The organism is Humitalea sp. 24SJ18S-53, assembly GCF_050632385.1.
In the GTDB taxonomy this organism is placed as follows: domain Bacteria; phylum Pseudomonadota; class Alphaproteobacteria; order Acetobacterales; family Acetobacteraceae; genus Humitalea.
On sequence record NZ_CP192599.1, the window covers coordinates 2863411 to 2874994 of the forward strand.

Consider the following 11584-nt stretch of genomic DNA (forward strand, 5'->3'; position numbering starts at 1 on the left):
GCGGCCGTGCTATTCCGGCGACGCCGCCTGGCACCACCAGGCGTCGTCGCCATAACTGAAGCGCGGCGGCTGCGCCGGCCAGGCGAAGCGGTCGGCCACGGCCAATCGCCGCACCGGATCGTAATAGCCGGGCATCACCAGCGACCGCCATTGCAGCGCGCGGTCCAGCACCCGCGCCGTGGTCCGCAGCGTATCGCGGTCCGGTGCGGCGACCAGTCGTTCCAGCAAGCCGTCCAGGGCCGGATCGGCGATGCCGTTGAGGTTGCCGCTGCCCGGCCGCGCCGCGGCGGCGGAGGACCACAGGTTCTGCTGTTCCGCCCCCGGCCAATCCGGCGGGATGGTGAAGCGGGAGACGATGTCGAAATCATGCGCGCGGGTGCGGGCCGTGAAGGTCGAAGCATCGACCACCTCGAACCGCGGCACGACGCCGATGCGGCGCAGCGCGCGGAACCAGACGCCGACAAGGGCCTGCTGCGCATTGCTCTGCGCCAGGACCGACAGGATGAAGACCTCGCCGGTCGCCGTGTTCGCCAGGCGACCGTCGCTGTCACGCGGTGCCCAGCCGGCGGCGCCAAGCAAGGCCAGCGCGCGTTCCAGCATGGCGCGGTCGCGGCCGCTGCCGTCGCTGCGCGGCGGCATCCAGGGGCGTTCATAGGCTTCCTTGGGGAACAGCGATGCGAAATCCGCCATCAACTCCCGTTCCGCCGCATCCGGCGCGTCGCTGGCGGACAGGTCGGAATTCTCGAAGAAGCTGGTCGTGCGGCGGAAACTGTCGTGGAACAGGGCGGCATTGGCCCATTCGAAATCCAGCAGCAGCGACAGCGCTTCGCGCACGCGAACATCCTCGAACCGCGGACGGCGGAGGTTGAAGGCGAAGCCGTTCATCCCGGTGGTGTACCAATGCCGCTGCTCGACGCGGCGGATGCGGCCGTCGCGCACCGGCGGCAGGTCGTAGCCGACCGCCCAGCGGCGCGCATCGGCCTCCTGCATCCAATCCTCGCGGCCGGCCATCAGGGCCTCGAAGGCCGCGATGCGGTCGCGGTACCAGGTCACCTCGATCCGATCCAGGTTGAAGCGCCCGCGGCCGGTCGGCAGGTCGCGCGCCCACCAGTCGCGGTTGCGATCGAAGATGACCTGGCGGCCGGGATCGACGGAGGTCACGCGATAGGGGCCGCTGCCGATCGGAAGCTGCATGGTCAGTGCCGCGAAATCGCGTCCCTCCCAGTCGTGGCGCGGCAGGATCTGCACCTCGCCCAGGCGCAGCACGCCGCGCCGGGCCTCACCGTCAGGCAGCGCCAGGCTGATGGTCAGGGGTCCCTCCACCACCGGATCGGCGCGTTCCAGCAGGGTGCGATGGAAGGGCCTGCCGTAGCGCGCGAGCGTGGTGACGGTGAAGGCGACATCATCGGCGGTGACAGGGCGGCCATCCTGGAAACGCGCGGTGGCGCGCAGGGTGAAACGCACGCGCCGCGTCGTTTCGTCCAGTTCGAAACGCTCCGCCAGATGGCCGTAGGCCACGAGGGATTCATCGGGGGCCGTCGTCAGCAGCGGGTCATACACCCAGTTCCACACCCCCATCACGATGCGGCCGCGCAGGGTGAATGGGTTCAGCGTATCGAAGGTGCCCGACTGCGCCATGCGCAGGGTGCAGCCCTTTGGCGCATCCGGTCGCACATGCGGGAAATGGCTGAAGCCCGGCGGCAGCGCCGGGGTGCCGTGGGCGGCCACGGCGTCGTCGCGGGCGAGTGCCGCCAGCGGCAGGAGGAGCACGGTCAGGTATATGCAACTGCGAGTCATTCGCATATATCAGCGAGAAAGGAGCCCCCCGTCCAGATGCCGCTGCGCCGCTACGTCCTGCACCGCCTGTTGCTGGTGCCGCCGACCCTGCTGGCCATCGTCGCGCTGAACTTCGCGGTGGCCCAGATGGCGCCCGGCGGGCCGGTCGAACACCTGATCGCCACGCTGACCGGCGAGGTGCAGGACGCGGCCGAACGCTCCCTGGGCGGCACGGCGACCGAAGGCGGATCGCAGGACGCCGCGCTGCGCTATCGCGGCAGCGAAGGGCTGGACCCGCGGCTGATCGCCGAGATCGAACGGCAATTCGGCTTCGACCGCCCGGCGCATGAACGCTTCTGGCTGATGCTGCGACGGCTGGTCAGCTTCGACCTCGGCACGTCCTTCTTCCTCGATCGCCCGGTGACGGCGCTGTTGTGGGAAAGGCTGCCGGTGTCGCTGTCGCTGGGCCTGTGGTCCACCTTGCTGACCTATCTTGTCGCGGTGCCGCTTGGCATCGCGCTGGCGCTGCGGCGGGGCGGGCGTTTCGATACGGTGGCGACGGCGATGACGGTCGCGGCGCATGCGATCCCGGCGATGGTCATCGCGGTCGCCTTGCTCGTGCTGTTTGCCGGCGGGCGCTTCTGGCAGGTGTTTCCGCCAGGCGGGCTGGTTTCGGCCAATTGGCAGGACCTGTCCTGGCCGGCGTTGGTCGCCGACTGGCTCTGGCATCTCGTGCTGCCGGTCACGGCGATGGTGATCGCCGGCTTCTCCTCCCTCGCGCTGCTGACGCGCAACCTGTTCCTGGAGGAGATCGGCAAGACCTACGTGCTGCTCGCCCGCGCCAAGGGGCTGGCGCCGACGCGGGTGTTGTTCGGGCATGTGTTCCGCAACGCGATGCTGATCGTCATCGCCGGGCTGCCGGGCGCGCTGCTGGGCATGCTGCTCGGCGGCGGGGTGTTGATCGAGGCGCTGTTCGGCCTGCAGGGGGTCGGGCTGCTTGGCATCGATGCGGCGCTGTCGCGGGATTTCCCGGTGATCTTCGGGACGCTCTGGCTGGCCACGCTGATCGGCCTGGTCCTGCACCTGGCGTCGGACCTGCTCTATGTCGCGGTCGATCCGCGGGTCGACTTCGGGGCCCGGCGTGGCTGAACGACGGCCCCTTTGGCGCAGCGGGCCGGCGATCGGCCTCGGGCTGCTGGCACTGGTCGTGCTGCCGGCCGAGTTCGTCGCCAATGACCGGCCCGTGCTGCTCTGGCTCGATGGGCAAGTCTCGTCGCCGGCCTGGTCGCGGCCGACCGAGCGCCAGCTTGGCGGCACCCTGCCGATCCCCGCCGATTTCCACGATCCCGCCGTCCAGGCCCTGCTGGCGCGGCGGGGGGCCGTGCAGCTTTGGCCGCCTGTCCCCTTCGCGCCGGATACGGTGGCGCCGGGCCTGCCCCGGGCCGCCCCCGCCGCCCCCGGCTGGCGCCACCCGCTCGGCACCGACGACCAGGCGCGGGATGTGCTGGCGCGGCTGATCTGGGGGCTGCGGCTGTCGCTCGGCTTCGGTGCGCTGGTCACGGCGGGGGCCGTGCTGCTTGGCCTGGCGATGGGGGCCTGGCAGGGCTGGCGCGGCGGCGTCACCGACCTTGTGCTGCAACGGCTGACGGAGATCTGGTCCGGCGTCCCGCTGACCTTCCTGCTGCTGATCCTGGCCAGCGTGATCGCGCCCAACCTTTGGGTGCTGGCCGGCGTCATGGGGCTGTTCTTCTGGATGGGCATCGCCGGCGTGACGCGGGCGGAGTTCTTCCGCCTGCGCGCCCAGGATTTCGTTCGCGCCGCCACGGCCATGGGCGTGCCGGCGCGGCGGATCGCCTGGGTGCACATCCTGCCGAACGCGCTGGCGCCCACGCTGTCCATCGCGCCCTTCCTGGCCGCAGGGGCGATCACGACCCTGGCGGGGCTGGACCTGCTGGGGCTGGGGATGGCGCCCGGCACGCCCACGCTTGGCGAATTGCTGGCCCAGGCGCGCAACAACCTGCATGCGCCCTGGCTGGCGGCGGCGGCCGTCGCGGCCCTGGGGGGCGTGTTGCTGCTGGTGACCTTGCTGGGCCAGCGATTGCGCGATGCGCTGGACCCGCGCCTCGCGCCCGCGAAGCGGATCGTCACCCCGCTGGCGCTGCCGGCGGGCGTGCCGGATGCGGTGCTGGAGGTCCGCGCGCTGGAACTGGATTTCGGCGCGGTCCAGGCGGTGCGCGGCGTCAACCTGACCATCGCCGCCGGCGAGGCCGTGGCGCTGCTGGGCGATTCGGGATCCGGCAAGTCGGTGACCGCCTTGGCCATCTGCGGGTTGATCCCGCCGCAGGCGACGCGCCTGGCCGGTTCGATCCGCATCGCCGGCCGGCAGATGGTGGGCGCCGCCGAGCAGACCCGGCGTGCCGTGTTGCGCGACAGCATCGGCCTGGTGTTCCAGGAACCGGCCGAGGCGCTGAACCCGCTGCACCCGGTGTTGCGCCAGGTGGCGGAAGCCGCCGCGACCGCCGGCCTGTCCCGCCGCGCCGCGCAGGCGCGGGCGGCGGCGCTGCTGCGCATGGTCGGGCTGCCCGATCCGGTGGCACGGCCGCGCGCGCTGCCGCATGAATTTTCCGGCGGGCAGCAGCAGCGCGCCGTCATCGCCATGGCGATCGCGCGGGCCCCTGCCCTGCTGATCGCCGATGAACCGACGGCGTCGCTGGATGCGGCGCTGCGCGCATCGCTGCTGGCGCTGCTGGACGACCTGCGGCAGCGCCTGGGCATGGCGCTGCTGCTGATCACCCATGATGCCGAGGCCGCGCGTGCCATCGGCGGCCGCATCCTGGTGATGCGGGACGGGCGGATCGTGGCCCAGATGCCGGCCGGCGCCGCGCTGCGCGGGGCCGATCCGGCGCTGCAACGCCTGCTCGCGCCCGCCGTGGCGCTGGCGCGCTGCCCGCCGCCGCCGGGCGTGCCGGTGCTGGAGGCACGCGGCATTGCGGTGACCTACGGGCGGGGGGCACCGGCGTTGCGTGGCATCGACCTGATGCTGCATCGCGGGCGGACCTTGGCCGTGACGGGACCGTCGGGCTGCGGCAAGACCTCGCTCGCGCTGGCGCTGCTGCGGTTGCTGCCGGCGACAGGCGAGGTGCTGCTGGATGGCCGGCCGCTGCCGCCGGGCAGCACCTGGCGCCGGCGGATGCAGGTGGTGTTCCAGAACCCCGCGACCAGCCTGTCGCCGCGGCTTTCGGTGCGCCGGATCCTGGCCGAACCGCTGCGCCTGCACATGCCGGAATTGACCGCCGGCGAACGCCAGGCGCGCGTGCTGGTGGCCCTGGCCGAGGTCGGGCTGGATGCCGCGCTGGCGGAACGCCGCCCCGCCGGGCTGTCCGGCGGCCAGCGCCAGCGCGTGGCGATCGCCCGCGCGCTGATCGCCGGCCCCGACATCCTGCTGCTGGACGAACCGACCTCGGCGCTCGACCGCAGCGTGGAGGCCGAGGTGCTGGCGCTGCTGGCGCGGTTGCAGGGCCAGCGCGGCTTCGCCTGCCTTCTGGTCACGCATGACCCGCGCGTGGTCGCGGCGCTGGCCGACGAGGAACTGCACCTGGAGGCGGGCCGCGTGATCGGCCACCGCCTGTTGCAGACAAGCCGATCACCCAACCTGGAGGAAACCGTATCGTGACTGAAACCGACCTGCCCACACGCTTCGTGCTGACCGCTTCGCCCATCCAGGCCGCCGCCCTGCTGCCCGCGCTGGGCCGCACCATGGTCGGGCTGAGCCATGGTGGCGCCACGCATGAACGCATCGGCGTGGTGCAACAGGTGACCGAGGCGGAGGGCGCGCTGGTGATCTCCGGCGAGGCGCATGAGTCGCGCCTGGCGCTGGCCCCCATCGCCCGCCTGGTCGCGGACCGCAGCGGCGGCATGCGCGGCAAGATCTTTCCGCGCATCGAGTTCCAGGACGCTGCCGGAACCGTGTTGATGTCGGTCATCGGCATGGATGGCGTGGAGGCCTTCGACTCCGCGATGCGCGACTGGGTCGGCGAGACGCTGGCGGTGCCGGAAAAGCCGACGCCCGCCACGACATCCGACGAACCTGTTGCCGCCGGCGCGGGTGGCGCCGCGCTTGAGGCGCTGCGCGACAGCGGTGGCGAGGTCGAGATCTTCCTGGGCGTCGGCCCGGCGCGCCAATCCTGGCAGGGCCGGATCGAGGAGGTGAAGCCAGCGATGGGCTTTGCCAACATCATCCGCCCCGATTTCCACCTGCACCTGCGCGACGGCAGCGTGTCGGGCTTCCGCGAGACGCCGGAAGGCTGGGCGGCGCTGGACGAGGCCGGCGCGCCGACCGGCCTGGTGCTGCGCCCGCTGGATGCGACGGCACGGGACGCCCTGGCGCTGTTGGGCTGAACGCCAGCACCGGCAGGCTACGGCGGGACGGTATTGCCGTGCTGCCGAGCCTGCCGCGCGGGGAGGTCGATCGGCTTTGCGCCGTGCTCGACCGGGCCGCCCTGGGTCTAGTCCAGCGTCGCGCCGGAGAAGCGGATCACCTCCGCCCATTTCTCGGATTCCGCGCGGATATGCGCCGCGAAGGCCTCCGGCGTGCCGCCGATCAGCCGCCCGCCCTGGTCCAGCAAGGGCTGCCGCGTAGCGGGGGATTCGAGCGCCGTCTTCACCGCGTTGTTGAGAATGGCCAGGCGGTCGGCCGGCAGGCCGGCGGGCGCGATCAGCCCGTAGTAGCTTTCGGATTCCACGCCCGCCACGCCCGCTTCGGCCATGGTCGGCACGTCGGGCAGGACGGCGGAGCGCACGGGCGCGGTCACCGCCAGGGCGCGGATGGTGCCCGCACGGATTTGCGGCAGCATCACCGGCACGTCGCCGAACATCATCTGCACCTGGCCGCCGACCAGATCCGTCAGGGCCGGCGCGGCGCCGCGATAGGGCACGTGGATGATCTCGATCCCTCCCGCGCGGGCGCGGAAAAGCTCTGCCGCCAGGTGCAGCGAATTGCCGCTGCCGGAGGAGGCGAAGTTCAGGCCGCCTGGGCGGGCCTTCGCCAAGGCGACCAGTTCCGCGACGGTGCGCGCGGGGACCGACGGATGCACCGCCAGCACCTGCGGCACGATGATCGCGAGCGACACCGGCTGGATGTCCCGCGCCACATCATAGGGCATGCGCGGCATCAGCGACGGCAGGACGGAGAGCGCGCCGCTGCTGCCGATGCCCAGCGTCAGCCCGTCAGGCCGGGCACGGGCGACGACCTCCACACCGATCACCCCGCCGGCGCCGGCGCGATTGTCCACGACGAAGGGCTGGCCGAGTTGATCCGACAAGGCGCGGGCCAGCAGCCGGCCGACGATATCCGCGGGCCCCCCGGCCGGGAACGGGACGATGATGCGCACGGGCTGGTCAGGGTAGCGGGGTGCCTGCGCCCGCGCGGCGCGGGTGGCGAGCAGGATGGCAGCGCTTGCCGCCAGGTGCCTTCGGGTGATCATTTTTCTTGTTCCTCCCTGATGTCGTCAGAAGCCGGTCAGCCTGGTGGCGGGCCGAGAAAGCGATGAATTTCCGCCGCCAGCAGTTCCGGCGTCTGGATCGCCATGAAATGCCCGCTTTCCAGCACGCGGAACTCGGCGCCGGGGATCACGGCCGCGACCGCCGCGACACGTTCGGGCGGGCGCCCAAGATCGTGGATTCCGGCCAGGATCAGGGCTGGGCAGGCGATGCTTGCAAGCGCCGCCACCATGTCGAGCCCCGCCAGCATCCGCATAGTCGCCGCCTGCCCCACCGGATCGGCGGCCAGGCGTTGCGCGCGGGTTTCCGCGAAGCGCGCGGCATCGCCGCGTAGCGCCGGCGGATAGCCCAGGTCGAGCCCCGCATCGACGGTGGCGCGCGTGCCCTCGCGTTCCAGCGCATCGGCGCGGTCGCGCAGCGGCTGGCGCGCCTGGTCCGGCACGCCCGTGGCGGGCGAGGTCGCGATGACGGCCCGAACCCGTGCCGGATAGGTCGCGGCGATATGCAGGGCCACGGCACCGCCCACGGCGGTCCCGATCGGCACGACCGGGCCATCGACGCCAAGGGCATCGAGCAGCGCCACCGCATCGCGCCCCGCATCGGCCATGGTCATGGGCCTGCGTGGCTTTTCGGAAAGCCCCGCGCAGCGCTGGTCGTAGCGCAGGACGCGAAAACGCGGCAGCAGCAGCGGCAGGATGCCGTCCCAGCTTTCCAGGCAGCCGCCCATTTCATGCAGCAGCAGCAGGGTTTCCGGGCCGTCGCCATCGATCGCATAGCGCAGCGCGACATCGGGTGTGGTGAGCCAAGGCATGCTGCGTTCCCTCAGACCGGTGCGTCGCCGTGCAGATCCAGCGACCAGGCATCCGGCACCAGCCGATGGCCGCTGCCATCGCGTGCCAGATGCGCAAAGCCCGGGAAATGCAGATGCATGCCGGCGATCGCCTGGCGGTCGGCGGCCACCTGGTCGAAGAGGCGGCGGCGAGTGGCCTGGGCCTGCGGCGGGTCCACATCGACCATCATCGTCACCTCCGGTCGCGGCACCTGCAATTCCTGGACATGCACGATGTCGCCCCAGATCAGCAGGGATTCACCGCCGGATGCGATCATGAAGCCGCTATGCCCCGGGGTGTGTCCTGGCAGCGGGATGGCGGTGACGCCGGGAAAGACCTCGCCGCCGGTGAAGGTGATGGTGCGGTCGCGATAGGGTGCGAGGCTGGCGCGCGCATCGCCGAAGAACAGTTTTCGCCGCGCGGGATCGGTGACGCGCATCATCGGCACATCATCGTGCCAATAGGCGTGTTCATCCGCATGCAGGCGCAAGGTCGCTTCGGGAAAGAGACGGGCGCCCGCGGCATCGGTCAGGCCGCCAAAATGGTCGGGATGCAGATGCGTCATCAGCAGGGTATCGACCTGCGCGGGCGTGACACCCGCGGCGACGAGATTGGCCGCGAGGAAACCCACCGTCGGCTTGGCCGGGCCACAGCCCGTGTCCACCAGCGCGACGCGCGTGCCGCTGCGGATGAGAAAACAATTCACCGTGGTGCGGCGCGGAACCGGGCGGAAGGCGGCGTGCAGCATGCTGGCGGCGTCCTCGGCCGGGATGCCGAGCACCGTGGTCATCGCCACGTCCTGGTGGCCATCGTTCAGGGCCGTCACCGTGATCTCGCCCACACGGCGATGATACACGCCGGCCACCTGGCGTTCCGTCATACGCATTCCCCCAAAAACCTTCGGCGCAGCATGGCGGCAATCCGCCATGCTGCGCCAGCCTGAACGCGACAGATCAGGGTTGCGGCAGGCCGAGCCTCTGGCGGGCTTCCTGCGGCGTCGCGATGCCGATGTCCAAGGATTCCAGGATGGTGCGGATCTTCAGCACCTGCTCGGCATTCGACTTGTAGAGCCGGCCCGGACGCTCGGTGACATTGTCCTCCTGGCCGATGCGGATGCTGGTGCCCATTAGCGCGCCATAGGCGGCCGCGCGCATGTTGTCCGGGCCGGTGCCATGGGTGAAGATTTCCGTATCCTCGCCAAAGAGCCGTTCCGTCGTGCGCTTCATGTGCAGCAGATGGTCGATATCCGACGGAATGCCGCCCAGGATGCCGGTCAGGAATTGCACGATGATCGGGCGCGGCAGCTTCTTCTTCTTCAGGTGATGTTCGAGGATGTAGAGGTGGCCGACGTCATAGCACTCGAACTCCATCAGGAAGCCCTGTTCGAGGAAGATGTCGATCAGCCGGTCGATCTTGAAGAAGGTGTTTTGCGTGACGATGTGGTGCGAGTCGGGGCCATAGAAATCGCGTTCCCACTGATGCTGGAATTCGGTGACGCCCTGGTCCTGCGCCTTCTTGAAGCGGCCGTAGTTCATCGAACCGACGATCACCGTCGCGATCTCCGGCCGCATCACCATGGCGGCCGAGGCACGATCTTCCGCCGTCGCGCCCATCGAGCAGGACATGTTGATCACCGCATCGCATTGCGCGCGGACCTGCGGGATGAAGGTCTGCCAGACCGCCGGGTCATTGGTCGGACGGCCATCATTGGGGTCGCGCGCATGGAAATGCAGGATCGACGCGCCAGCCTTGGCCGCATCGACGGATTGCGTGATCATCTGTTCCGCCGTCACGGGCAGGTAGGGCGACATGGACGGCGTCAGTGTCGATCCTGTGACGGCACATGTGATGATCACGTTTTTCTTCTGTTTTGCCACCTTGGCGGGTCTCCTCGATCAGGTTGATGAACCGGGCTTCGCCTTCAGGAGGCGCGCGCCTGGACGGGCCGCGCCGGCGGATGCACATCGTCGGCGACGGGGTCGTTTTGCAGGATCCAGTCACGGAACTCCCGCAACTGCGGCGTGCTATGCGCCTGCCGCTGGTAGATGAGGTAGAAGCCCTCCGGATGACGCTGGCTGATGGGCCAGGGGATCACCAGGCGGCCCTTGCGGATATCGTCGCCGATCAGGTTTTTCTCGCCCATGGCCACGCCAAGCCCCTCGGCCGCGGCCTCATACACCAGGGCGGAGCTTTCGAATTTCTGGGTGTTGAAGGTGGACAGCGGTGGCAGGCCGACCATGGCGAGCCAACGGCCCCAGCCTTCGGGCCGGATTTCCGAATACAGCAGGGTGTGCTGGCGCAGATCTTCCGGCTCCTTCAGGCGCGGCCCCGTTTGCAGCAGGCGCGGGCTGCAGACCGGCGTCAATTCGCTGTCGAAAAGCCGGTGTGCGACGACATCGGCGGGCCATTCGTCGGTGCCCAGGCGGATGACGAAATCGGCGCTGTCGGAACTGAAGGCGACCGAGGCCGTTGTCAGCGAGGTGGTCAGCAGCACGTTCCGGTTGGGGTATTTCATATGGAACAGCCGAAGCCGCGGAAACACCCAGCGCGTCGCGACGCTGGCGGAACACATGACGCGCACGGGCTTTTCCCGCCGCGCATCGCGCAGCCGCGCGGTGGCACCATCCAGGCGGCGGAACAGGTCCGTCACCATGGCGACATATTGCGCGCTTTCCGCGGTCAGCCGGACCTCCCGGTTGTTGCGGATGAAGAGTTGCATGCCGAGGCTGGCTTCCAGCAGCTTGATCTGCCGGCTGATCGCCCCGGGGGTGACGCAGAGTTCCTCGGCCGCCAATGAAAAGCTGCAATGGCGCGCTGCGGCCTCGAAGGCGCGCAGCGCGTTCAGGGGCGGCAGCTGCCAGGCCATCAGTGTTCGTCCCGGTATTCGGTCGCACGCATCGAGGGTCGGGTGGAAAAGCGCGCGAACCAGGCGGCCAGGGCCGGCCTGCCGCCGCGCCAATCATCGGCGGCATGGCGGAAATCCAGATGCGCGATGCCGCAGGCGATGGCGATGCTGCCGGCGGTGGCGGGTTCCAGGCTGGCGGCCTCGGTCTCCAGGCGGTCCAGCGTCCTGCTGATCTTGAACCAATTGGCGGCCGCATGCTGTGGCGAACCGAGTGGCCCACGCGCCCGTTCCGCCAGGCGGCGGACGGAGTTTTCCATGATGCCATCGCCCAGCGCCTGATGCCGCAGCACCGCGAAATGCTGCCTGGGGTCGCCCGGTAGCAGCACGTTCGGACCATGATGCAGGTCCAGGAAGGCGACGATCACGGCGGAGTCGAACAAGGCCGATCCATCGTCCAGGACCAAGGTCGGGATCTGGCTCAGGGGATTGTATGCCATCACGCTCTCATTCGGCTGGGTGCCGGAGACGATGACGCGTTCCAATGCGATGCGGTCGGCGATGCCGAGTTCATGCGCGACGGCCACGACCTTGCGGGCAAAAGGCGATCGCGACGACCAGAAGAGTTTCACGCGCT

The 11584-nt window shown here is 69.9% G+C and carries 10 protein-coding genes; 3 read left to right on the forward strand and 7 right to left on the reverse strand.

Features of this window, described 5'->3' with window-relative positions; translation table 11 throughout:
* Positions 1-9: 9 nt before the first annotated feature.
* Positions 10-1770: an extracellular solute-binding protein gene (locus ACQW02_RS13690; RefSeq protein WP_431285796.1), complete on the reverse strand. Its 1761-nt coding sequence runs from the start codon at positions 1768-1770 to the stop codon at positions 10-12.
* 63 nt (positions 1771-1833) lie between these two features.
* Between ACQW02_RS13690 and ACQW02_RS13695 the strand changes: the two genes are divergently transcribed.
* The 3 genes from ACQW02_RS13695 to ACQW02_RS13705 are packed head-to-tail and all read left to right on the forward strand — an operon-like array spanning position 1834 to position 6174.
* Positions 1834-2925, forward strand: coding sequence for an ABC transporter permease subunit (locus ACQW02_RS13695; RefSeq protein WP_431285797.1), 1092 nt, complete (start codon positions 1834-1836; stop codon positions 2923-2925).
* On the forward strand, positions 2918-5449 hold the full coding sequence (locus tag ACQW02_RS13700) for an ATP-binding cassette domain-containing protein (RefSeq protein WP_431285798.1): 2532 nt from the start codon (positions 2918-2920) through the stop codon (positions 5447-5449). Before ACQW02_RS13695 ends, ACQW02_RS13700 begins: the two co-directional genes overlap by 8 nt.
* Entirely contained in the window at positions 5446-6174 is a 729-nt protein-coding gene (locus tag ACQW02_RS13705; RefSeq protein ID WP_431285799.1) for a hypothetical protein, read from the forward strand. The genes ACQW02_RS13700 and ACQW02_RS13705 overlap by 4 nt, the downstream gene beginning before the upstream one ends.
* Positions 6175-6281: 107 nt before the next feature.
* On the opposite strand, the gene ACQW02_RS13710 is transcribed toward ACQW02_RS13705, so the two are convergent.
* The 6 genes from ACQW02_RS13710 to ACQW02_RS13735 all read right to left on the reverse strand — a co-directional run bounded on the left by ACQW02_RS13710 (position 6282) and on the right by ACQW02_RS13735 (position 11579).
* Positions 6282-7259 carry a Bug family tripartite tricarboxylate transporter substrate binding protein gene (locus tag ACQW02_RS13710; RefSeq protein ID WP_431285800.1) on the reverse strand — a complete coding sequence of 326 codons (978 nt, stop codon included), beginning with the start codon at positions 7257-7259 and terminating at the stop codon, positions 6282-6284.
* Between the two features lie 35 nt (positions 7260-7294).
* The gene (locus ACQW02_RS13715) at positions 7295-8086 is read right to left on the reverse strand and encodes an alpha/beta fold hydrolase (protein WP_431285801.1); all 792 of its coding nucleotides are present in this window, start codon (positions 8084-8086) and stop codon (positions 7295-7297) included.
* An 11-nt stretch (positions 8087-8097) separates the two neighbouring features.
* On the reverse strand, positions 8098-8985 hold the full coding sequence (locus ACQW02_RS13720; RefSeq protein ID WP_431285802.1) for an MBL fold metallo-hydrolase: 888 nt from the start codon (positions 8983-8985) through the stop codon (positions 8098-8100).
* Between the two features lie 73 nt (positions 8986-9058).
* A complete protein-coding gene (locus tag ACQW02_RS13725; protein ID WP_431285803.1) occupies positions 9059-9961 on the reverse strand; it encodes a 3-keto-5-aminohexanoate cleavage protein in 903 nt (300 codons plus the stop codon).
* A 65-nt stretch (positions 9962-10026) separates the two neighbouring features.
* Positions 10027-10971 (reverse strand): transcriptional regulator GcvA, encoded by a 945-nt coding sequence (gene gcvA / locus ACQW02_RS13730; RefSeq protein WP_431285804.1) that lies wholly within the window; start codon positions 10969-10971, stop codon positions 10027-10029.
* Positions 10971-11579 (reverse strand): glutathione S-transferase N-terminal domain-containing protein, encoded by a 609-nt coding sequence (locus ACQW02_RS13735; protein ID WP_431285805.1) that lies wholly within the window; start codon positions 11577-11579, stop codon positions 10971-10973. The genes gcvA and ACQW02_RS13735 overlap by 1 nt, the downstream gene beginning before the upstream one ends.
* Positions 11580-11584 lie beyond the last annotated feature (5 nt).